Origin of the sequence: Ochrobactrum vermis (genome assembly GCF_002975205.1) — a bacterium.
In the GTDB taxonomy this organism is placed as follows: Bacteria; Pseudomonadota; Alphaproteobacteria; order Rhizobiales; family Rhizobiaceae; genus Brucella; species Brucella vermis.
The window spans coordinates 1,624,274-1,647,957 of record NZ_PCOC01000002.1; the positions used below are offsets into that span (position 1 = coordinate 1,624,274).

Genomic DNA, 23,684 nt, shown 5'->3' on the forward strand with positions numbered 1-23,684 from the left:
TTCCCACATTTGCCAATGGTCCCGCAAAATGAAAAAGCCGAATATCCTCGTTCTCATGGTCGACCAGCTGAACGGCACCTTCTTTCCAGATGGCCCGGCCGAATTCCTTCATGTCCCCAATCTGAGAAAGCTTGCCGAACGCTCTGCCCGTTTTGCCAATTGCTACACGGCAAGCCCACTTTGTGCCCCGGCGCGCGCGTCATTCATGTCGGGCCAGCTGCCGTTTCGGACCGGTGTTTATGACAATGCAGCGGAGTTTTCGTCTGAAATTCCGACCTATGCGCATCACCTGCGCAATGCCGGCTACCAGACCGCCCTTTCCGGCAAGATGCATTTTGTCGGACCCGATCAATTGCATGGCTTCGAACAGCGGCTCACCACCGATATCTATCCGGCGGATTTCGGCTGGACGCCGGATTATCGCAAGCCCGGTGAGCGCATCGACTGGTGGTATCACAATCTCGGTTCGATCACCGGGGCGGGTTCGGCAGAAATCACCAATCAGCTCGAATATGACGATGAAGTCGCCTATCAGGCCGAAGCGAAGCTTTACGACCTTGCGCGTGGCCACGACGAACGGCCTTGGTGCCTGACTGTCAGCTTCACCCATCCGCATGACCCTTATGTCGCGCGCAAGCGCTTCTTCGATCTCTATGCGGACATTCCCGAGCTTGACCCGAAAATCGGACCGCTGCCTGAAAGCGAGATCGATCCGCACACCGAACGCCTGTTGCGGGCCTGCAAGGCCGAAGACTACGACCTGCCCTGCGAACAGGTTCGCACGGCACGTCAGGCCTATTTCGCCAATATCTCCTATGTGGATGAAAAGATCGGCTCTCTGCTTGACGTGATAGAGCGCTGCGGCATGGCGGATGACACGATTGTCGTCTTCACCTCCGATCACGGCGACATGCTTGGCGAACGCGGACTGTGGTTCAAGATGAGCTTCTTCGAAGGTTCGGCACGCGTCCCGTTGATGATCGCTGCACCGCAATTGAAGGCTGGTCGTGTGGACCAACCCGTCTCGACGCTCGACGTCCTGCCGACACTGGCCGACCTTGCTGGCATCGACCTCAAGGGTATCATGCCATGGACCGACGGCGTTTCATTGGCTGGCGTTGTATTTGGCACCGCCGAACGCGGGGCCGTGCCGGTCGAATATGCCGCCGAAGGCACCATCGCCCCGATGGTCTCGCTGCGTGACGGCGACTGGAAGCTCAACCTTTGCCGCATCGACCCGCCGCAATTGTTCAACCTTGCCGACGATCCCGACGAGCGGCGCAATCTGGCGGAAAATCCAGACTTCAAGACTGTGCTGAACGACCTTCTGGCCAAGGCGGAAAAGCGCTGGAATCTGGACCGCTACGATGCCGATGTCCGTGCCAGCCAGGCGCGCCGTCACGTCGTCTATCCGGCATTGCGCAACGGTGCCTATTATCCATGGGACCACCAGCCGCTGCAAAAGGCGTCCGAGCGCTACATGCGCAACCACATGGACCTGAATGTGCTAGAAGAAAACCAGCGCTTTCCGCGCTGAACATAATGAGCGGGGCCTCGCAGCCCCGCCTGCTTAAACACTTACTGTTCCGAAAATTCCAGAACCGTACCGCTGGCATTTTCCGGCAGTACGGCGATACCCGCTGATGTCTTCACATGGGAAACGCCATTGGTATCGAGAACACCGCGCGCCTTGTCCAGCGAAGCCACCCGGATGCGCAGAACGGCGAAAGCCTTGCCGGGCGTCTTGGCAAAATCCACACCGGGATAGATTTCCGCAGCTTTTTCGTCGCTTACAACCAATATGTCCGCCGAGCGTGGGCCGGTTGAAACCTTCCAGCCGCCATCCTGTGTCTCGGCCTTGCCATTAGCGTAGAGGCGGGCAAAACCTCTGGCGGCGGTTTCCGGCTCGGATGAAATGGCAACAATGGCCGAAAGGCCAATTGCACCGTTTGCATGTTCGATCAGTTCCGGCAGCCAGACTGTCTCGCGGGTCTTGTGCTGGCACATGAACACCATGCCCTGCGGCACTTCGCTTTCCGCGAAGGATACAGTTTCAAAAGCTGCGACACCCTCACCGCCACCCGGCAACTGTACCGGACGCTGGAACACGCCGACCTCGCCTGTCTTGATGCCAAGTGCGCCCAGTTCCGCCTTGGCATCGCGCGCTTTGTCGATCCGGCAGGCGATGGCATGGAGACCTTCTCCCTGCACTGTCAGTTTCTCGCGCTGGTGCAGATTGCCCGGCGTCTCGGCGACAATGCCAAGCAGCTCGAAATAATCCTCCGGAAACATGATGGTGTAGTTGCCGGTCCCCTTCTCCTTGCTGTGGAGCCCGCGCGGGCTCAGCGTGAATCCGAAGCGACGATATTGCGCAGCACTTTTCTCAAGATCGCCGACCAATAGGAAAACATGATCGACGCCTTTGACAGGATGAGACATACAAATTTCCTTTTCTATTTTTTCGTCGGGGCCAGAACGATCTCGTGGATCGTAACCTTGGGATTCATATTGGCAACATAAAGCGCGGTTTCGGCCATATCCTCGGGCTGGATGACATCATCCATGCGGGAGAGATCGAAGCCGGGCCGACGCGCGAGCAGCGGCGTCGCCACCTCACCGGGGCACAGCACTGTCGACCGGATGCCATTCGGGCCTTCCTGCGCATTCAGGCTGGCACTCAGATCGTTGAGCGCATGTTTGGACGCGCCATAGGGAACGCCGCCGCCGGGTGACGAGAACCGCCCCGCCCAGGACGATGTATGGATCATCAGGCCTCCGCCCTGCGCGCGCATAGGCGTCAAGGCAGCGGCAATCACGTTTATCGCCCCTTTGATGTTGATGTCGATGACATCGTCCCACGAATCAAAATCGATATCCGCCCAGCTACGGCGCGGAATATTCAGACCGGCATTGTTGCAGAGCACGTCCAGACGGCCGGCCCATTCCACGATGGCTGCGGCTGTAGCGGCAACTGCCCCGCGGTCGAGAACGTCCGCCGGAAATATCTGTGCCTCGCCACCATTGGAGACGATTTCTTCGGCAATGGATGCAAGCGCATCCGCCTTGCGGCCCGTCAGCGCCACCCGCCAGCCTTCGCGCGCAAACCGTCGCGCCATGGCAGCGCCGATGCCCGACCCGGCACCGGTTATCCAGACCGCACCACGTTCGTTTTTGCCCGAATTTGCGTTCAGCTCGGGGGAAATCTGGCTCATCAACAAACTCCGTCGTAGAAAATCGACACTTATTAACGCAGGCTGGTCGAGAAATTTTACCAATTTTGCTCGACATATTAGTTTATCTTGACAATATCGTCACGGATTCTAGCATATCAATGCTTGCATACAATAAAGACCCTCTGAAGTGGCATTTTGTTGCGATTTCAGGGGCTTGAACAATATTGGGACGTGCGGGAAAAGAGGCTCGAAAGCCCTCCCTCAACGTCCTTCAGGGGAACAGAGAATGCATATCAAAAAAGTTGGCCTTGGCCTGTTTCTTGCGGCGTTTTCGCTTGCGGCAGCGCCTTCGCACGCCGAAGACGTAAAGCGCGGCGGCACTGTCATCGTCCATATGAACACCGAGCAGGGTGTGCTTAACCCTGCGCTGCGCGCCTCAACCGGCGTCTATCAGATCACCGGCCGCATCATGGAGCCGCTGATCGACCGCACTTATGAGGGCTATGTGCCGGTTCTGGCGACGAGCTGGTCATCCTCGGAAGACGGCAAGGCCATCACCTTCAAGCTGCGCGAGAATGTGCGCTGGCATGACGGCCAGCCTTTCACCTGCGATGACGTTTCGTTCAGCGCGATGAACCTCTGGAAGAAGCTGCTCAACTATTCGACCACGCTTCAAGCCAATCTCGAAGCTGTCGATTGCACCGATCCGCATACGGCAGTGTTCCGCTATTCCAAGCCGATGCCTCTGGAATTGCTGGTCGCCGCCATGCCCGATCTTGGCCATCCGGTGCCGAAGCATCTTTATGAAGGCACCGATATTCTGAAGAACAAGTACAATTCCGCGCCGGTCGGTACGGGTCCGTTCAAGTTCGTCGAATATGAGCGTGGCCAGCATATCATTGCCGAGCGCAATGACGATTACTGGCGCGGCAAGGAATATCCTTATCTCGACCGCGTGATCTGGCGTTTCATGCCGGACAAGGCAGCCGCTGCTGCTGCCCTTGAAGCAGGCGAGATGATGGAAACCGGCTTCAACGGCATTTCCATGTCGGATACCGAGCGCCTCCAGAAGGATGGCCGCTTCGATACCGGCACCAAGGGGTTCGAGAACAACGTCGCCCACTCGACGGTCGAGTTCAACCTGCGCAATCCGATCCTTGCCAATCTGAAGGTTCGCCAAGCAATCTATCATGCGCTCGACATCGACTTTGCGATCAAGACCATCATGCGCGGCTATGCCAAGCCGGGCCGTGGCCCGATCCCCAGCACTGGCGGCGCCAATTATACGGATCAGGTTCAGACCTACCCGTACGATGTTGAAAAGGCCAAGAAACTGCTCGACGAAGCCGGTTATCCGGCTGGCCCGGACGGCATCCGCTTCAAGCTGCGCCATCGTCCGGCTCCATGGGGCGAATATACACAGCTCTGGGCTGAATATTATGCGCAGGCCATGAAGGAAGTCGGCATCGACGTTGAAATCCTGACCAATGACGCGCCGGGCTTCCTGAACGGCGTCTATCGCGATCATGACTTCGACACGGCAAGCGGCTGGCACCAGTTCCGCTCCGATCCGGCTGTTTCCACCACTGTCTGGCTGCGCTCCGGCGCTCCGGTTGGCACGGCATGGTCCAACCAGTTCGACTACAAGTCTGACGAGATGGACAACCTGATCGACAAAGCCGCGAGCGAACTGGACCCGGCCAAGCGCGCCGATCTTTATCACCAGATCCAGCAGCTTGAGATGAAGGACCTGCCGGTCATCTTCGCCATCGAACATCCGTTCGTCGGCGTGACCAACAAGGTGCTGAAGAACCACCACAACACACCGCGCTGGGATTCTTCGAGCTGGTACGATCTCTGGATCGACCAATAAGCGATACATAGCCGCTGCCTGTCATCCGGTAGCGGTTCCTCTCTTCGCTATTAGAGCGGGATGTTTGTAAATTGAATCGTCATCCCGCTCTAAGTTTTTGTTTGAGCATGATTTTATCCGAAAACCGGTTCCCACTTTTCGGAATCATGCTCTAATGCTGAAATGAATATCTTGCAGGATAATCCGCAATGTCCCTGCCCCCGATCCTGACTTTCGCGCTGCGCCGCATCTTGCAGGCGATCCCCGTCATTCTTCTCATCATGATCGGGGCGTTTCTGCTGATCAAGCTTGCGCCCGGAGACACGGTGGACGCACTTGTCGGCGACATGGGTGGCGCAGACCCGCAATTCGTCGCCAATCTGCGCGCCGAATATGGTCTCGACCAGCCGGTCTGGACGCAGCTCTGGATCTACATGACCAAGCTGGCACGGTTCGATTTCGGCTGGTCCTATGTCTATGAACTGCCTGTGCTGGATGTGCTGATGGCCCGCCTTGTGCCGACGCTCCTGCTGATGGTTTCGTCCTTGTCAGTGGCGTTCATTTTCGGCATCACGCTCGGGGCTTTCGCCGCACGCAAGGCTTATTCGCTGACCGACAATGTCATCTCCACGCTCGGCCTCGTCTTCTACGCCATGCCAAGCTTCTTCCTCAGCCTCATTTTGATGTTCATCTTTTCCGTCAAGCTCGGCTGGCTGCCGGTCGGCGGTTACAAGACGCTGGGCGGCTTTTATACCGGCTGGAAAAACGTCTGGGATATTGCGGTGCACCTCGTCATGCCGACGACAGCGCTTTCGCTCATCTATCTCGCTTTCTACATGCGCCTGATGCGCACCAGCGTGCTGGAAGTAGCCGACCTCGATTATGTTCGCACAGCCCGCGCCAAGGGTGCCAGCGGCGCAAGGCTGATGTTTCATCACATCATGCGCAACGCTTTCCTCCCCGTGGTGACACTGCTCGGCCTCCAGTTTTCCACCGTGCTCGGTGGCTCGGTTGTGATCGAAACGATCTTCTCGCTGCCCGGCCTTGGCCAGCTTGCCTATACCTCCGTGATCAAGCGCGACCTCAACACACTGATGGGCATCATCTTCCTGTGCTCGGTGCTGGTGGTGATCGTCAATTTCATCACCGATCTCATCTATGCGCGGCTTGATTCCAGGATCGAACTGTCATGACATCTCAGGACCTCTCCCTCACCCGCCCGCAAGTTTCCCGCACAAAAATTCTGTGGCAGCGTTTCAGTCGCAACCGCGCTGCCGTGCTGGGCCTTATCCTCTTCATCGCCGTGGTTCTGATCGCGCTGCTGGCCGATGTCATTGCACCCGGTGACCCGCTGCGGCGCGCTGGTGATCCGCTCGTCTGGCCGTTCATCAATACAGCAACGCCGCTCGGCACCGACCAGCTCGGACGCGATATCATGGCGGGTATTTTCCATGGCGCGCGCATCTCGCTTCTGATCGGCGTGGTCGCCACCCTGATTTCCATCGTGATCGGCATCATCATCGGCGCGCTTGCCGGCTATTATGGTGGCTGGGTGGATGATGTTCTGATGCGCATCACCGAAGCTTTCCAGACCATTCCGAGCTTCGTTCTGCTTCTGACGCTGGTGGCAATCTTTGGTTCTTCCATCGAAAACATCATCATCTGCATCGGCATCGTGTCATGGACTGCGCCTGCCCGCATGGTGCGCGCCGAATTTCTGGCACTGCGCAAGCGCGAATTCATCGATGCAGCGCGCAATCTGGGCGTCGGCAACATGTCGATCATCTTCCGCGAAATCCTGCCCAATGCCCTGCCACCGGTGATCGTGTTCGCATCCGTGGTTATGGCCACCTCCATCCTGATGGAAAGCGCGCTCGCCTTCCTCGGCCTCGGTGACCCGAACTATGCAAGCTGGGGCAATATGATCGGCCAGGGCCGCGCCGTGCTGCGCACCGACTGGTTCTGCTCCGTCATTCCCGGCATTGCCATTCTGCTCACCGTGCTTTCCTTCAGTCTGCTCGGCGAAGGCCTGAACGACGCGCTTAATCCGAGGCAGAAGAAATAATGACCGCTGCACCCGTTCTTGAAATCAAAAACCTGCAAATTGCGCTGCCGAAGGGCGCCGACCGTCCCTATGCCCTGCAGGATCTGACACTGACCATCAATCCCGGCGAAATCGTTTGCCTTGTCGGCGAAAGCGGCTCCGGCAAATCGCTTTCTGCAGGTGCGATCATGCGCCTTCTGCCGGAACCGCATGTGCATGTGACCCACGGCACGATCAAGCTTGAAGGCACCGATCTTTATTCGCTCAGCGAAGCCGATATGAAGAAGCTGCGTGGCGATCGCATCGGCATGATTTTTCAGGAGCCGATGACTGCGCTTAATCCGCAGAAGACAGTCGGCTGGCAGATCGATGAAGTGCTGCGCCTGCACACGAAACTTGGCCGCAGGGAGCGCCGCGCTACCGTACTGGACATGCTGGCAGAGGTGAAAATTCCGGACCCGGAATCCGCCTATAACGCCTATCCGCACCAGATTTCGGGCGGGCAGCGCCAGCGCGTGATGATCGCCATGGCGTTGATCCTGAAGCCGCGTCTCATCATCGCCGACGAACCGACCACCGCGCTCGATGTTACCACGCAGGCACAAATCCTGAAGCTGATCCGTGACCTGCAGCGCGAACACAATACCGGCATCCTGTTCATCACGCATGATTTTGGCGTGGTGGCTGAAATTGCCGACCGCGTTGCCGTGCTGCGGCTTGGCGAACTGGTCGAAGACGGCCCGGCAAACGACGTGCTGAACCATCCGCAGCACCCCTATACAAGGGCGCTGATCGCATCCGTTCCAGCCCTCACCCCACCTGAACCCAAGCCGTCAGTGGAGGCGCAGCCGGTCATTCTCAAGGCCGAAGCCTTGCGCAAGACATTCAAGGCACGCGGCGGCTTGCTTACCGGCAAGCGCAGCGCCGTTCCTGCCGTCAAGGATCTTTCATTCGAGCTGCGTCGAGGTGAAACACTCGGTGTCGTCGGCGAAAGCGGCTCGGGCAAGACGACCGTTTCCCGCATCGTCACCCGTCTGCTGGAAGCCGATAGCGGCAAGGTCGATGTGAATGGCAGAGATTTTCTGAGTGCCAGCCCGCGTGAAGTGCGCGCCATGCGCAAGGACATCCAGATGGTCTTTCAGGACCCGATGGCCTCGCTCAATCCGCGCCGTCGCGTCGTGGACCTGATCGCGCAAGGCCCAATCGTCCATGGCGTGCCGAAAGCACAGGCGCACGAAAAGGCACGCGAATTGCTGGAACTGGTCGAGCTTTCGCCCGCTGCGGCCGACCGTTTCCCGCACGAGTTTTCCGGTGGGCAGCGCCAGCGCATCGGTATCGCCCGCGCACTTGCACTTGAGCCACGCATCATCGTCGCGGACGAACCGGTCTCGGCGCTCGATGTCTCGGTGCAGGCACAAGTCCTGCGCCTTCTCGCCGACTTGCGCGAGCGGCTCAACCTGTCGCTGCTTTTCGTAACGCATGATTTGCGCGTTGCCGCGCAGCTCTGCGACCGCATCATCGTCATGTCGAAGGGCGAGATCGCCGAAGCCGGTTTGACGGCGCAGGTCTTCGCCAACCCGCAACATGAATATACGCAGCGCCTGCTTGCCTCCATTCCCGGCAAGGGCTGGACACCGCCTCGTTTTGAAACCGCGTGAAACCATGCAGAACATAGTCTTTCCACCTTCCATCTGGGCTGCCACCGCCCCTGCCCGCATACCGGCCAAGCCGCTGACCAATGACGCGGAAGCCGATGTCGCCATTGTCGGCGGCGGTTTTACGGGGCTTTCGGCAGCACTCCATCTGGCAAAACTCGGCAAGCGCGTCATCCTGCTGGAAGGCAATGCGGTTGGCTGGGGCGCATCGGGGCGCAACAATGGACAGGTCATCCCGACCATGACCTCGGCGGAACCCGATGCCATCGCCAAGCGCTATGGCACTTCCGGCGAACGCTTTGCCAGACTGATAGGCAATAGTGCCGACATTCTGTTCTCCATCGTGCGCGATGAAAACATCGAGGCCGAGGCCGAGCAGAATGGCTGGTTCCAGCCCGCTCATTCGCCAGGCCGGGTAAAGCTTTCGCAAACCCGCGTGGATGCATGGAAGCGCTTCGGCTTCCCGGCAGAGTTTTTCGACCGTACGGCGACGTCGCGGCTGTTGGGCAGCGACTTCTGGTATGGCGGCATGTTTAACCCGACGGGGGGCCATATCAATCCGCTGGCTTTTGCGCGTGGGCTTGCCGCCGCTGCCGAACGCCACGGCGCAATCATCCACGAGCAAAGCCCGGTTATATCCTACGCCCATACCGGCGACCATTGGGAAGTAAAGACTGCCAGCGCCACTGTGCGCGCCAAAGGCTTTCTGCTGGCGACCAATGCCTATACGGGCGAGCTGCGCGAAGGGCTTGCGCCGCGCCTTGCCCGCACCATCGTGCCGGTTCTCTCCTGGCAGATGGCGACCGCGCCAGTCAGCGATAATCTGCGCGCAACGATTTTGCCCGGAAGACAGGCGGTTTCCGATACGCGTGGCGATTTGCGTTTCTTCCGCTACGATGCCCGCAACCGGCTGATTACCGGCGGTGTGGTGATGGGCGATTTCAACATCGCCGAACGCGTCAAGCGCAAGACGGCGCGCAACATGGCGGAAGCCTTTCCCGCGCTTGGCGAACCGGAAATCACCCATGTGTGGAGCGGCTATATCGGCATGACATGGGATCGCTTTCCACGCGTTCATCAGCTCGGCCCCAATGGCTGGGCATGGATCGGCTGCAACGGGCGCGGTGTCGCACTCGGGACATCGCTCGGACGTGAATTCGCACGCGCCCTCGACGGCGAGCCTGTGCAGGAGCTTGCCCTCCCCGTCTCGGAACCGGCCCCGCTGCCTTTTCATAAAGTCGCGCGGAAGATCGCGCCGTTCTATCTCGCATGGCTTCGGCGCAAGGATCTCTCCGAGCCAAATCTCTAACTCGTCTCATTCAACGTTCATGTGAAAGGTCAGGTCCATGAATCAAATGTCAATTCTCGAACGTCGCCGCATCGAAGCGCTGGTTCTCAAGAACGTCTACGAAGTAATTCGCGAACGCTCCGGTGAGGAAGAAGCGCAGGCAGCAATCGGCGAAGCCGTCAGCCGCTCGGCCATCGAACAGGGCAAGAGCTTTGCCGACGAGCTGGGCCGCGCGCCGACAATACAGGACTTTGCCGACATCCAGCCGCTCTGGACGAAGGAAAACGCGCTGGAGATCGACGTGATTTCGCAAAGTGAAAATCATTTCGATTTCAACGTTACGCGCTGCCGTTATTCGGAGATGTATCGCGAGATGGGCCTTGGTCATATCGGTCACCTGCTCTCCTGCAATCGCGATGGCGATTTCTGCATCGGCTACAATCCCGCAATGAAGCTGGAACGCACGCAGACCATCATGAAGGGTGCAAGCCATTGCGATTTCCGCTACCGCCTCGACACGACCGAAGACAACACAAAAGGAGCCTGACATGCCGGTTGAAAACTGGACATCGAACCAGCTGGACGAACTCGTCGCGTTTCGTCGCGACCTGCACGAGAATCCGGAGCTGCTTTACGATGTGAACCGGACGGCGGACAAGGTTGCCGAAGCGCTGCGTGCTGCTGGCGTCGATGAAGTCGTGACCGGCATCGGACGAACCGGCGTCGTCGGCGTCATTCGTGGCCAGTCGAACCGTTCGGGACGCACCATCGGTCTGCGTGCCGACATGGATGCGCTGCCGATCCTCGAAGAAACCGGCACTGAATGGTCATCGAAAGTGCCGGGCAAAATGCATGCCTGCGGTCATGACGGTCACACAACCATGCTTCTGGGCGCTGCCCGCGAGCTGGCGCAAAGCCGCGCCTTCGACGGCACGGTCGTCGTGATCTTCCAGCCTGCCGAAGAAGGTGGCGCAGGCGCCAAGGCGATGATCGACGACGGGCTGTTCAAGCGCTGGCCGGTCAACGAAGTTTACGGCATGCACAACCGTCCAAACCTTGCGGTCGGGCATTTTATCATCAATTCCGGCCCGATCATGGGATCGGTCGATGTTCTCGACATCTCCATCGAAGGCGTCGGCGGACATGCGGCCTCGCCGCACCAGACCATCGATCCCATCCCGGTTACAGCCGCTCTCATACAGGCAATCCAGACCCTGACCGCGCGCACCATCGACCCGCTGGATTCCGCTGTGATCTCGATCACGACCATTCATGGCGGCGACGCGTTCAACGTTATTCCGCAGAAAATCCGGCTGACCGGCACGGTTCGTACCCTTCGCGAGGAAGTGCGCAACCACGTCGAGGAACGTTTGACCCGCGCCGTACAGGGCATTGCCGATGCTTTCGGAGCCAAGGCCACGCTCGACTACCAGCGCAGCTACCCTGTCACCGTCAATCACGAGCGGGAAACAGAGCTTGCGGCAATCGCTGCAGAAGCTGTCTCCGGTTCCGACCGTGTGACGCGCGACATGCCGGCGACGCTGGGCGGTGAAGACTTTGCCTTCATGCTGAACGAAGTGCCGGGCGCGATGATCAATATCGGCAACGGCCCGAGCGCCAATCTCCATCATCCGAAATATGACTTCAACGACGATGTCATTGCCTGGGGTTGCTCGTACTGGACCACACTGGTTCGCCATCGGCTGCCGACCGAGAACTGATTGCTGCCGACATATGTAAGGGGCGGCTCCCATGAGGAGCTGCCCTTTTTCACCTTACGTAAAAGCGAAGTTTTTAAACAATAAAACCTCTAGTTTATCTAAGCCTCTCGTAATATAACGCGCTCCCAGCAATCCATCGCGGCTTTTCCCGATGGGAAAAGCGAATCTGGCTTGGAAACATATCCTGAATGGTTCTGCGTTCGGAAATGCGAAAAGCCAAATGGTAGAGCGGGAAATCCATGAATATCGAGTCTGCCTTGAGCGATAGTGCCAATATTTTTGACCTTGCGCCAATCTCACTGTGGCTCGAGGATTATAGCGGCCTGCACAAGCAGTTCGAAGAATGGCGTGCGCTTGGCGTTACCGATCTCAAGACCTTCCTGCACGAAGACACGACCCGGCTGCGCATATGCACCAGTCATATCCGGGTTCTGAAGGTCAATCGCAAGACGCTTTCGCTTTTCGAGGCGGAGAGTGTCAGCCATTTGGTGGCCAATCTCGAACGCGTGTTTCGCGACGACATGCTGGACCCGCATATCGACGAGATGGTCCAGCTCTGGAACGGTGGCAATGCTTTCTCAAGCGACACCATCAACTATTCGCTCGGCGGCAAGCGGCTCGATATCCAGCTCAAGGGTGTCGTTCTGCCCGGCTATGAGCACACGTGGGAGCGCGTTCTGCTTTCTATTGAGGATGTGACCGCCCGTGAAAATGCCCGTCGGGAAGAGGACCGGCACAAGCAGCACGCGCAGGGCCTTTTCGAGCATTCGCCAGTCTCGCTCTGGGTTGAGGATTTCAGCCGCATCAAGCAGCTGATGGACGATGTGCGCCAGCGCGGCATCGTTGATTTTCGTGTGTTTACCGACGTGCATCCGGAATTTGTGCGCCAATGCATGAGCGAAATCCGGGTTCTCGAAATCAACACCGAGACGACTGCGCTCTTCCTTGCACCCGACAAGAAGGCGTTGCTGCAAAATTTGCCACTCGTCTTCAAGGACGAAATGGAATCATCGTTCCGCGAACAGCTCATCGATCTGTGGAACGGCGTCCTCTTCCAGCGGCGTGAAGTGGTGAATTATGCACTCGACGGCTCCGAGCGGCATGTCCTTCTGCAGCTCTCGGTTCTGCCGGGGCACGAAAAGGACTGGTCGCTGGTGCAGATCGCCCTCACCGACATCACCGCGCGCAAGAAGGCCGAAGCCTATCTGGAATATCTGGGCAAGCATGACGTGCTGACCAAGCTGCACAACCGCGCTTTCTATGTGGACGAGTTGAACCGCCTGGAACGCAAGAACCATGCGCCGGTTTCGATCATCATCATCGATCTCAACGGCCTCAAGGCCGCCAATGATCAATGGGGGCATGCGACAGGCGACGGGTTGCTGCGGCGTATCGGCGAAGTGCTGAACGAGGCTGTGAAACAGCCGGGACATGTCGCGCGTATCGGCGGTGACGAATTCGCAGTCGTGCTGCCTTATGTGGACGAACGTGGCGCCGAGGCGATGGTCGAGGACATTCAGCGACTGGTCGATATCAACAACCAGTATTATTCCCAGTTGAAGCTCAATCTTTCCATCGGCGCGGCAACGAGCATGCCGGGCGAGAAGCTGGAAACAGTCGCCAAACGCGCCGACCTGCTGATGTATGAGAACAAGCGCCAGCAATATACGACAGGCATGAGCTAATCATCGAATGCGATAATCGTTTTGCCGCGCGTCAGATCGGTGACGAGGCGGGATAATTCGTCCCGCGCGGCGATGGGCATGGCGCCCGCCATTTCCACGCCGGTGCCGGTGAAGTTCTCTTCGGTAATGGCAAGGTTTTCCACCGCTGTCAGGCGTGCTTTCAGCAGTGCATGATCTGAAAAATCACAGGCAAACTGAAACCCCACCAGCGGGATGACCTCGGTTTTTTCCGCCTGCCGCAGACAGGTCGCAGCCGTGCCGCCATAGGCTCGCATCAGGCCGCCGCTTCCCAGCAAAATACCGCCGAACCAGCGCGTAACCACAACAGCTATATTGTCCAGTTGCTGGCCGTCGATTGCCAGCAGGATCGGCTTTCCCGCCGTGCCGCTTGGCTCGCCATCGTCGCTAAAACGATAATTCTGCCCTATGCGCCACGCCCAGCAATTATGGCTCGCTGACAGGTCGGATTGCTGGCTCAAAAAATCCTTCGCCGCCTGCTCGCTCGCAACAGGCGCGGCAATGGCCAGAAACCGACTTTTCTTGATCTCCTGATTATAGGTTTCGACGCGACTGATGGTGAACATGGCAATCCCGAAAATAATATCTTTTGCGCCCTAACACTTTCTGTTGCGGATGACGACCCCTGCCGGCCTTTCCCGGCATTGCGCCCACCGGATATAGGGTATAAGGCAATTGAAAAATGAGCCCATCTTTTTGGGCTCGGTTCTTGCATACCAAGAGCGGGATGCGCTCACATAGGTTCGCGCTACCGCTCTATCTGTTTGTTTTTACCGCATTTGTGCAACGTCAGGCGATTCCACCTGACCGCAAGATGCTCTAGACGAAAGGTCCCGCCTATGTTCGATTTGATCGTGAGAAACGCCAATCTCCCCGACGGTCGCGAGAAGCAGGACATTTTGGTCAAGGACGGCAAGATTGCCGATATTGTGCCTTCCAAGGGAGAGCATCAGGCGGCTCAGGAAATTGACGCAACCGACCGGCTCGTAACCCCGCCTTTCATTGATCCGCATTTCCACATGGATGCCACCCTGTCGCTCGGCCTGCCGCGCCTCAACCGTTCCGGTACCCTTCTTGAAGGTATCGCGCTCTGGGGCGAGCTGAAGCCGATGCTGACCGTCGAAGCCATGGTCGAGCGCGCGCTGCGTTATTGCGATCTGGCGGTCAGCCAGGGCTTGCTCGCCATTCGCAGCCACGTCGATGTCAGTGACCCGCGCCTCCTCACCGCTGAAGCGATGATCGAAGTGCGCGAGAAGGTGAAGCCTTACATCGACCTGCAGCTCGTGGCCTTCCCGCAGGACGGATATTATCGTTCGCCGGGCGCGGTCGATCTCGTCAATCGTTCGCTCGATATGGGCCTCGACGTCGTCGGCGGCATCCCGCATTTCGAACGCACCATGGCCGATGGTGCAGCTTCGCTGGAAGAACTCTGCCGCATTGCCGCTGAACGCGGCCTGCCGGTCGACATCCATTGCGACGAAAGCGATGATCCGATGTCGCGCCATGTCGAAACGCTGGCCGCCCAGACCGTGCGTTTCGGTCTTCAGGGCCGCGTTTCCGGCTCGCACCTGACCTCCATGCATTCCATGGACAATTATTACGTCTCGAAGCTCATTCCGCTGATTGCGGAAGCGAAGATGAATGCCATTCCGAACCCGCTCATCAACATCACGCTTCAGGGCCGTGCTGACAGCTATCCGAAGCGTCGCGGGATGACGCGCGTGCCTGAGCTGATGGCGGCGGGTATCAATGTCGCTTTCGGCCACGACTGTGTTATGGACCCCTGGTACTCGATGGGTTCCGGCGACATGCTGGAAGTCGGCCATATGGCGATCCATGTCGCACAGATGACCTCCATCGAAGGCAAACGCCAGGTTTTCGACGGGCTCACCGTCAATTCCGCCAAGGCACTGGGCCTCGAAGGCTACGGCCTTGCAAAGGGCTGCAATGCCGACTTCGTGGTACTGCAGGCCCGCGATACGCTGGAAGCCTTGCGGCTCAAGGCAAACCGCCTGAAGGTCGTGAAGCGCGGCAAGGTCATTGCTGAAACGCCGCAGCGCGTCAGCGCGCTCAACCTTGACGGTCGTCCGTCTTCGGTTGACGGGGCTGATTACGCGCCAATCAGCCAGCTTTAGAATCTGCTTGAATTAAAGGTGGTTTGGGCAATGATGGAAATCGTTGCTCAAGAAATCCGCACGTCAAAACGAAGCAACCGGCTGCGCGCGCCCGCGCGCCGAAAACACTCAAGAGGGGTCCTATGACTAAAATTATCAAAACATCGAACTTTACCCGTCGCGACATTCTGGCAATGTCCGCAGCACTTGGCGCAACGGCAATTACAACCCGCGTCTTCGCAGCGGACGAAAAGCTGAAAGTCGCAGGCATCCACGCCTCGCCGGTCGAGAATGCCTGGAATTCCCGCCTCCACGATGCACTGAAACAGGCAAATGACGAAGGCGTCATCGAATATGTCTTCTCCGAAGGAGTTTCGGCGAGCGACTATCCCCGCGCCATGCGCGAATATGCCGAACAGGGCATCAAGCTGATCGTCGGCGAATCCTATGCTGTCGAACGCGAAGCGCGCCAGGTCGCGGGCGATTACCCGCAGACGACTTTCGTGATGGGCTCCTCCGGCAAGCCACAGGGCGATAATTTCGGTGTTTTCGGCACCTGGAACTTCGAGGCTGCCTATCTCGCAGGCATGCTGGCAGGCGCAATGAGCAAATCCGGCACCTTCGGCTCGGTCGGCGCCGTACCGATCCCGGAAGTCAATATGCTCATCAATGCCTTTCAGGACGGCGTGAAGGAAACTCGCCCCGACGCGAAGTTCATCGCGTCTTTCATCGGCACCTTCTTCGATCCGCCAAAAGCACGCGAAGCTGGCCTTGCCCAGATCGACTCGGGCGCAGACATTCTGTTCGGTGAGCGCATCGGTACGGCAGACGCCGCGAAGGAACGCGGCATCAAGGCCATCGGCTCGCTGATCGACTATACGCCGCGTTATCCGGATACGGTTTTTGCCAATGCAATCTGGAATTTCCGTCCGGTCCTGAATGCAGCCATCGCCGACGTGAAGGCCAGTCAGGCAACAGGCAAGGATTACACGCCGTTCAGCCTGATGAAGGAAGGCGGCAACGACATTATCTACGTCAAGGGGGTTGCCCCTGCCGAGGCAGAAGCCAAGATGGAAGCCCGCCGTGTGGAACTGAAGGAAGGCAAGTTCGAGTACAAGCCGAACCCGGCCGAACCGAAGTAACCATTCAGGACGGGCAAGCATATCGTGGCAATTGACATGAACAAGCAGGATGCAACCGCTCTCGCGCAGGCGATTGCGGAAGGAATCCTCAGTGCCGAACAGGCCATGGATGCCGCTCTCGAAGCAGCAAAAAAATGGCGCCCTCTGGGCGCCATTGCATATCTTGATCGCGATCTTGGCCGCGCCGGTGCCATTGCATTCGATGCCGCGCCATCCAAAGCGGCATTTGCAGGCGTTCCTTCCCTGTTCAAGGATCTGGGTGGCCCCTGTGCAGGTCTGCCGATCCGGCTCGGTTCGCAGGCATTCCTCAATGCCTCGCCGCAGATGGATTCTGAACTCGGTCGCCGGCTGCGCGCGGCAGGGCTCAACTTTTTTGGCACCACCACCGTGCCCGAATTCGGTCTGGCGCTCGCGAGCGAGCCAGCGGAGGCACCTCCGGCCCGCCATCCCTTTGATGAAACGCTTTCACCCGGCGGATCATCCGGCGGGGCGGCAGCAGCCGTTGCAGCCGGGATCGTCGCAATCGCCCACGCCACCGACGCGGGCGGTTCCATTCGTGTGCCAGCAGCGACGTGTGGTCTTGTCGGCCTGAAACCCAGTCGTGGCGCGATACCGGCGGGTCCGCATTTCGGCAATTATCTCGCAGGCATTGCGAGCGAGTTTGCACTTTGCCGTTCAGTACGCGACGCGAACGCGCTTCTGCCGCTTGTCGAAGGCAACACGGAAGGCTTTCTGCCCGACCCTGCGATGCAAGCTGGCGAACTGCCGGAACGCCTTCGTATTGGCATCGTCACCGGCGACCTCCCTGCCTATCCGGTCGCGCCCGAGCGCCTGCAAGTTGTGGCAGATGCGGCGCATTTCCTTGAGGCGCAAGGTCACACGATCCGCGAAATCCCTGCTCCGGAATTCGGCCCGATGATCGCTGCCAGCGCACGCGCGTTCGACCGCATCATTTCCGTCAATCTCGCGGCTGCTATCGATTTTCTGGCCATCGATGAAGACAAGCTTGAACCGCTCACCCGCGCGGTTGCGAAGCGCGGGCGGCGCATGGAAGCCACCGCTCTTTACCGTGCGATGAACGGAGCCGTCAGCACCGCACATATGTTGTGGCAGATTTTCCGCGACATCGACGTGTTGATTACACCCATGCTGTCGCGCGCGCCGATGCCGCTCGGCTCATTTCCGATGGATCACGGCGATGTGGATGCGCACTGGCAGAAAATGAACGCCTTCGCGCCATACGCGGCGCTCGCCAATATTTCCGGTTTCCCGGCACTCTCGCTTCCCTTCGGAACGGACACCGATGGCATGCCGGTCGCCTTGCAGCTTGTAGCGCCGATGGGCGCTGATCGGCTGCTTCTGAAGCTTGGCCAACGTCTGGAGGAGGACCAGCGATGGCAACACAGATTTCCCGTTGCGGGGTTGAACATATGACGACGACCGTTCTTGAACTACAGAATATAACCAAGCGGTTTGGCCAGCTTACCGCCAATGACGATATTTCATTGAAGCTTGACCGCGGCGAAATCCTCGCTTTCCTCGGCGAGAACGGCGCGGGCAAAACCACGCTGATGAATATCCTGTTCGGTCATTATGTGCCCGACGAAGGCCGCGTTTTCGTCAAGGGTGCCGAAATCCCGCAGGGCAAGCCGCGCGCCGCCATCGATGCGGGTGTGGGCATGGTGCACCAGCATTTCACGCTGGCCCCCAATCTTACTGTTCTGGAAAACATCATCACCGGCACTGAAAGCCTATGGAAACTGAAATCAGCGCATAGTGCGGCTCGCACCAAGATCGCCGGAATTGCCAAGCGCTTTGGCCTTCAGGTCGATCCCGATGCGCGGCTTGGCGATCTTTCGGTCGGCGAGCAGCAGCGCGTGGAAATTTTGAAAGCGCTCTATAACGACGCCGATATTCTGATCCTCGACGAGCCGACTGCCGTTCTGACTACGCAGGAAGCGACAAGCCTCTTCGCGACGCTGAAAGAGATGGCGCGTCAGGGCCTGTCGCTGATCTTCATCTCGCACAAGCTGCATGAAGTCATGTCGGCAGCCGACCGGGTGATCGTGCTGCGCGGCGGAAAGCTCGTGGCCGAGCGCAAGGCTTCTGAAACCTCCAAGGAAGAACTGGCCGAACTGATGGTCGGTCGGCGTGTCTCGCGCCCCTCCCGTGCTGCGGCCACCCCCGGCGAAACCTTGCTGGAAGCCAGGAATGTGACAGTGGTGGAAGATGGCGCAACCCGCCTGACTGACCTCGACTTTCACCTCCGCGCAGGCGAAACGCTTGGCATCATCGGCGTGTCGGGTAATGGGCAGGCCGCGCTCGGACGTCTCGTTTCCGGCCTCAGCCAACCCGCGAACGGTTCGCTCGTCATGTTCGGGCAGACCGTCACCAAATTCGACCCTCGCCAGTTTGTGGCGGAAGGAGTTGGCCGCATCCCGGAAGATCGCAATGCAGAAGGCGCAATCGGCGACCTGACACTTTGGGAAAATGCTGTGCTTGAACGCGTGCGCGATCCGCAGTTCTCCAATGGCATTCTGGTCAACCGCACGGCTGCGCGTGAATTTACCGACCGCATCATCAAGGACTTCGATGTGCGCGGCGGAACGCCCGACAGCCGCATTCGTCTGCTGTCCGGCGGCAATATGCAGAAGCTCATTCTGGGCCGCAATCTGGAAACCGCCCCGCGCATCCTGATCGCGGCACAGCCGACACGCGGGCTGGATGAAGGTGCTGTTGCAGCCATTCATGCCCGCATTCTGGAAGCGCGCGCCAAGGGAGCGGCGGTACTGCTGATTTCGGAAGATCTGGATGAAGTCATCGGTCTTGCCGACCGGGTTCAGGCCATTGTCAAGGGCAGGCTGTCGCCACCGATTGATGCCGGGGAAGCCAATGCGCAACGACTGGGCCTGATGATGGCCGGTGAGTGGCCGACAAATACCAAGAAGGGGCTGAACTGATGCGTATTGAACGACGCGAAACACGGCCCGCGGTGCTGGTGGCAACCGCGCCGGTTCTGGCCGTATTGACCGCCTTCGTGCTTGCCGGGTTACTGATCGCCGCCGCCGGTGCGCCGGTTCTCGAATCCTTCCGCCAGATCGCCATCGGCGCTTTCGGCAACAAGCTCTCGATCACCGAAACGCTCACCCGCGCAACGCCGCTGATGCTGACCGGTCTTGCCGCCGCCGTCGCCTTCCGTTCCAAACTCTGGAATATCGGTGCCGAGGGCCAATTCTATATGGGTGCTCTTGCGGTCGTCGCCTGTGGCACACAATTGCAGCTTCCGGCGGCAATACTTATTCCGCTGCTGCTCATCGTCGGTGCGATTGCAGGCATGATTTTCCTGCTCATTCCGCTCGGCCTTCGTCTGCGCTTCGGTGTCGATGAAGTGGTGACGACGCTACTCTTGAACTTCGTTGCCGTGCTCATCGTCTCAATGATGATCGAGGGGCCGATGAAAGACCCCCTCGCCTTCGGCTGGCCGCAGTCCGAGCCTGTGCCCGATGCCGCAGTGCTGCCGAAAATCATGGCAGGCATGCGGCTGCACATCGGCATCATTATTGCCATCGCCTTGGCTCTCATCATCGCCTATGTGCAGAAGCGGACGGTGTTCGGCCTTGAAACCAAGGCAGCGGGGCTTAATCCACAAGCCGCACGTTTCGCAGGCGTTCCGCTTGGCAAGACGCTGGTGAAAGTCGCCTGCATTTCCGGTGGCCTCGCTGGTCTCGCCGGTGCGATACAGGTCATGGGCGTGAAAGGCTATGTGACGACCGATCTCTCGCCGGGCTTTGGCTATTCCGGCATCATTGTCGCCATGCTGGCCAATCTGAACCCGATCGGTGCGATCTTCTCTGCACTGTTTGCAGCCGCCATGTTTGTCGGGGCCGACGGCATGAGCCGCGCCATCGGCATTCCAAGCTTTATCGCCGACGTCACCGTGGCGCTGTCGCTTCTCACCATGCTGGTTGCTCTGTTCTTCACACAATACAGGATCGCCCGATGAACGAGTTGATGGATATCCTGCTTTCCGCGGGCCTCTGGGTCTCGGTCCTGCGCATTGCAACGCCGCTGATCTTCGGTACGCTTGGCGCGCTTTATTGCGAACGTGCGGGCGTTCTCAATCTCGGCATCGAAGGCATCATGACCTTTGGCGCGATGATCGGCTGGCTGACTGTCTTTAACGGCGCGGACCTTTGGGTGGGTGTGCTCGCCGCTGCCGCTTCCGGCGCGCTGTTCGGCCTGCTTCATGCGGCACTCACTGTGCCGCTCGGCCTGTCGCAGCACGTGGTCGGTCTCGGCATCACACTCTTTGCGTCGAGCCTCAGCTATTTCCTGTTCAGGCTGCTGGTGCCGCTTTCATCGACACCACCAACCATTACGCCATTCCAACCTGTCAATCCGTCCTGGCTTGCGGATGTTCCATTTTTCGGACAGGTGTTCGGAACACAGACAGCATTGACATGGATTGCCATTCCGCTGGCGCTGCTGCTTGGCTATGTGCTTTTCCGCACGCCGCTGGGGCTTGCCATTCGCATGACCGGCGAAAACCCGCATGCCGCCGAAGCGCAAGGCATCAACCCGATCCGCGTCCGCGTCTTTACGATCATGTTCGGCAGCGCCTTGATGGCTGTCGGCGGCGCTTTCCTCACGCTCTCCGCCTTCAACTCGTTTTTCCCGACCATGATGCAGGGACGTGGCTGGGTCTGTATCGCGCTTGTCGTCTTCGCTTCGTGGAAGCCTGCCCGCGCACTTCTGGGCGCGCTTCTATTCGCGCTGTTCGATGCTTTCCAGCTACGCCTGCAGACGGTCTACGGCAAAATCGTGCCTTACCAGCTCTTTCTGATGATCCCTTACATCATGTCGATTGTGGCGCTCATTGTCATGGCGCGGCGCGCACGCGTTCCACAGGCTCTGATGCAGCCCTATCGTCGGGGAGAGCGATAAGAATGCAAACAAAAACGGCGCCCGAAGGCGCCGTTTTCTTTTATGCTGTCGAGCTTATGCAGCGCTTGACTTGCCGCTCTTTTCGAAGCGCTTGCGCTCATTCGGGTCGAGGTAGAGCTTGCGAAGACGGATCGACTTCGGCGTCACTTCAACCAGCTCGTCGTCCTGAATCCACGACAGAGCGCGTTCCAGCGTCATCTTGATCGGCGGCGTCAGCTTCACGGCTTCGTCCTTGCCCGAGGCGCGAACGTTGGTGAGCTTCTTGCCCTTCAAGACGTTGACTTCAAGGTCGTTGTCGCGCGAGTGGATGCCAATCAGCATGCCCTGATAAACCTTGACGCCTGCGTCGATGATCATCGGGCCGCGATCTTCAAGGTTGAACAGCGCGTAAGCAACAGCCTCGCCCTGATCGTTGGAAATCAGAACGCCATTGTTACGGCCCGAGATTTCACCCTTGTAAGGCTGATAATCGTGGAACAGGCGGTTCATGATCGCCGTGCCGCGCGTATCGGTCAGAAGTTCCGACTGATAGCCGATAAGACCACGGGTCGGCGCATAGAAAACCATACGGACGCGATTGCCGCCCGAAGGACGCAGCTCGACCATCTCGGCCTTGCGCTCGGACATCTTCTGCACGACCGTGCCGGAATATTCTTCATCGACGTCGATGACGACTTCTTCCACCGGCTCCAGCTTTTCGCCGTTCTCGCCATCCTTCATGACGACGCGCGGACGGGAAACGCCAAGCTCGAAGCCTTCACGGCGCATGTTTTCGATCAGAACCGCAAGCTGCAATTCGCCACGACCGGAAACGAAGAAGGAATCCTTCTCGCTCGATTCTTCGATCTTGAGCGCGACATTGCCTTCAGCTTCCTTGAGCAGACGGTCGCGGATAACGCGGCTCGTCACCTTGTCGCCTTCGGTGCCCGCATAAGGGCTGTCGTTGACGATGAAGGACATGGTCACGGTCGGCGGATCGATTGGCTGCGCTTCAAGCGGAACACTTACCGATGGATCGCAGAACGTGTCGGCGACGGTACCCTTGGAGAGACCGGCAATTGCAACGATGTCGCCTGCCTGTGCTTCGTCAATGGCCTGACGCTCGATACCGCGGAAAGCAAGGATCTTCGAGATACGGCCAGTTTCCAGAAGCGAACCGTCCTGACCCAGAACCTTGACGGCCTGGTTCGACTTGATCGAGCCCGAATGAATACGACCGGTGATGATACGGCCGAGGAACGGATCGGCTTCAAGGATCGTGCCGATCATGCTGAACGGGCCTTCGGCAACCTTCGGTGCCGGAACATGCTTGAGAACCAGATCGAACAGCGGAGCCAGACCTTCGTCCTGCGGACCTTCCGGGTTCAGCGCCATCCAGCCGTTACGGCCTGAACCGTAAAGGATCGGGAAGTCGAGCTGTTCGTCGGTCGCGTCGAGATTGGCGAAGAGGTCGAACACTTCATTGATGACTTCTTCATGACGGCCATCGGGACGGTCAATCTTGTTGATCGCAACGATCGGACGCAGGCCAACCTTAAGCGCCTTGCCAACGACGAACTTCGTCTGCGGCATCGGGCCTTCAGCAGCATCAACGAGAACGATAGCGCCGTCCACCATCGAAAGGATACGCTCAACTTCGCCGCCGAAATCGGCGTGGCCAGGCGTGTCGACGATGTTGATACGGGTATTTTTCCAGACAACCGAAGTTGCCTTGGCGAGAATGGTGATGCCGCGCTCGCGCTCGATATCGTTGGAGTCCATCATGCGTTCTGCAACGCGCTGATTGTCACGGAAAGAGCCGGACTGCTTCAGCAGTTCGTCGACCAGTGTGGTTTTGCCATGATCGACGTGTGCGATAATAGCGATATTACGCAATTCCATATGGAGATCACTTCTATATGAGTTGGGAGCCGCGCCAACAGACACGCGCGGAAAAACAATGCGGCGCTCTTACAGGTTTTTTTGCATTTTTGAAAGGGGCAGCGCGAAACTGCCCCTCAATTAACCCGAAAAACCCGGATTTATTTGCGTTTCTACACTGTCATTCT

The 23,684-nt window shown here is 58.6% G+C and carries 19 protein-coding genes; 15 read left to right on the plus strand and 4 right to left on the minus strand.

The features are described 5' to 3' along the window. Positions 1-28: 28 nt before the first annotated feature. Positions 29-1,537: a choline-sulfatase gene (betC, locus tag CQZ93_RS21830; RefSeq protein ID WP_105544633.1), complete on the plus strand. Its 1,509-nt coding sequence runs from the start codon at positions 29-31 to the stop codon at positions 1,535-1,537. A gap of 41 nt (positions 1,538-1,578) precedes the next feature. Here betC and CQZ93_RS21835 read toward each other — a convergent pair whose 3' ends face one another. Both CQZ93_RS21835 and CQZ93_RS21840 read right to left on the minus strand, forming a co-directional pair. Further along, positions 1,579-2,439, minus strand: coding sequence for a VOC family protein (locus tag CQZ93_RS21835; RefSeq protein ID WP_105544634.1), 861 nt, complete (start codon positions 2,437-2,439; stop codon positions 1,579-1,581). Between the two features lie 14 nt (positions 2,440-2,453). Then, on the minus strand, positions 2,454-3,212 hold the full coding sequence (locus CQZ93_RS21840; RefSeq protein ID WP_105544635.1) for an SDR family oxidoreductase: 759 nt from the start codon (positions 3,210-3,212) through the stop codon (positions 2,454-2,456). A gap of 247 nt (positions 3,213-3,459) precedes the next feature. Between CQZ93_RS21840 and CQZ93_RS21845 the strand changes: the two genes are divergently transcribed. The 8 genes from CQZ93_RS21845 to CQZ93_RS21880 all read left to right on the plus strand — a co-directional run bounded on the left by CQZ93_RS21845 (position 3,460) and on the right by CQZ93_RS21880 (position 13,418). Then, entirely contained in the window at positions 3,460-5,046 is a 1,587-nt protein-coding gene (locus CQZ93_RS21845) for an ABC transporter substrate-binding protein (protein WP_105544636.1), read from the plus strand. A 188-nt stretch (positions 5,047-5,234) separates the two neighbouring features. After that, on the plus strand, positions 5,235-6,218 hold the full coding sequence (locus tag CQZ93_RS21850) for an ABC transporter permease (RefSeq protein ID WP_105544637.1): 984 nt from the start codon (positions 5,235-5,237) through the stop codon (positions 6,216-6,218). Further along, positions 6,215-7,090, plus strand: coding sequence for an ABC transporter permease (locus tag CQZ93_RS21855; protein WP_105544638.1), 876 nt, complete (start codon positions 6,215-6,217; stop codon positions 7,088-7,090). The genes CQZ93_RS21850 and CQZ93_RS21855 overlap by 4 nt, the downstream gene beginning before the upstream one ends. Further along, positions 7,090-8,727 carry an ABC transporter ATP-binding protein gene (locus CQZ93_RS21860; protein WP_105544639.1) on the plus strand — a complete coding sequence of 546 codons (1,638 nt, stop codon included), beginning with the start codon at positions 7,090-7,092 and terminating at the stop codon, positions 8,725-8,727. Before CQZ93_RS21855 ends, CQZ93_RS21860 begins: the two co-directional genes overlap by 1 nt. 4 nt (positions 8,728-8,731) lie before the next feature. After that, positions 8,732-10,033, plus strand: a complete 1,302-nt coding sequence (locus CQZ93_RS21865) for an NAD(P)/FAD-dependent oxidoreductase (protein WP_105544640.1) — start codon at positions 8,732-8,734, stop codon at positions 10,031-10,033. Positions 10,034-10,070: 37 nt separating this feature from the next. Then, positions 10,071-10,559, plus strand: coding sequence for an L-2-amino-thiazoline-4-carboxylic acid hydrolase (locus CQZ93_RS21870; RefSeq protein WP_105544641.1), 489 nt, complete (start codon positions 10,071-10,073; stop codon positions 10,557-10,559). Between the two features lies 1 nt (position 10,560). Further along, a complete protein-coding gene (locus tag CQZ93_RS21875; RefSeq protein ID WP_105544642.1) occupies positions 10,561-11,733 on the plus strand; it encodes a M20 aminoacylase family protein in 1,173 nt (390 codons plus the stop codon). Between the two features lie 239 nt (positions 11,734-11,972). Next, the gene (locus CQZ93_RS21880; protein WP_105544643.1) at positions 11,973-13,418 is read left to right on the plus strand and encodes a sensor domain-containing diguanylate cyclase; all 1,446 of its coding nucleotides are present in this window, start codon (positions 11,973-11,975) and stop codon (positions 13,416-13,418) included. On the opposite strand, the gene CQZ93_RS21885 is transcribed toward CQZ93_RS21880, so the two are convergent. Further along, on the minus strand, positions 13,415-14,002 hold the full coding sequence (locus CQZ93_RS21885; RefSeq protein ID WP_105544644.1) for an IMPACT family protein: 588 nt from the start codon (positions 14,000-14,002) through the stop codon (positions 13,415-13,417). The genes CQZ93_RS21880 and CQZ93_RS21885 overlap by 4 nt on opposite strands. Before the next feature lie 273 nt (positions 14,003-14,275). Here CQZ93_RS21885 and CQZ93_RS21890 point away from each other — a divergent pair, with 273 nt between their 5' ends. The 6 genes from CQZ93_RS21890 (at position 14,276) to CQZ93_RS21915 (ending at position 21,636) form a co-directional block, all read left to right on the plus strand. After that, entirely contained in the window at positions 14,276-15,571 is a 1,296-nt protein-coding gene (locus CQZ93_RS21890) for an amidohydrolase family protein (RefSeq protein WP_105544645.1), read from the plus strand. A gap of 122 nt (positions 15,572-15,693) precedes the next feature. Continuing rightward, positions 15,694-16,692, plus strand: coding sequence for a BMP family protein (locus CQZ93_RS21895; protein ID WP_105544646.1), 999 nt, complete (start codon positions 15,694-15,696; stop codon positions 16,690-16,692). 36 nt (positions 16,693-16,728) lie between these two features. Then, positions 16,729-18,126 carry an amidase gene (locus CQZ93_RS21900; RefSeq protein WP_105544647.1) on the plus strand — a complete coding sequence of 466 codons (1,398 nt, stop codon included), beginning with the start codon at positions 16,729-16,731 and terminating at the stop codon, positions 18,124-18,126. After that, positions 18,123-19,652: an ABC transporter ATP-binding protein gene (locus tag CQZ93_RS21905; protein ID WP_105544648.1), complete on the plus strand. Its 1,530-nt coding sequence runs from the start codon at positions 18,123-18,125 to the stop codon at positions 19,650-19,652. Before CQZ93_RS21900 ends, CQZ93_RS21905 begins: the two co-directional genes overlap by 4 nt. Further along, positions 19,652-20,695, plus strand: a complete 1,044-nt coding sequence (locus CQZ93_RS21910) for an ABC transporter permease (protein WP_105544649.1) — start codon at positions 19,652-19,654, stop codon at positions 20,693-20,695. The genes CQZ93_RS21905 and CQZ93_RS21910 overlap by 1 nt, the downstream gene beginning before the upstream one ends. Continuing rightward, positions 20,692-21,636, plus strand: a complete 945-nt coding sequence (locus CQZ93_RS21915; protein WP_105544650.1) for an ABC transporter permease — start codon at positions 20,692-20,694, stop codon at positions 21,634-21,636. Before CQZ93_RS21910 ends, CQZ93_RS21915 begins: the two co-directional genes overlap by 4 nt. 54 nt (positions 21,637-21,690) lie before the next feature. On the opposite strand, the gene typA is transcribed toward CQZ93_RS21915, so the two are convergent. After that, positions 21,691-23,517 (minus strand): translational GTPase TypA, encoded by a 1,827-nt coding sequence (gene typA / locus CQZ93_RS21920; protein WP_105544651.1) that lies wholly within the window; start codon positions 23,515-23,517, stop codon positions 21,691-21,693. Positions 23,518-23,684: the final 167 nt, after the last annotated feature.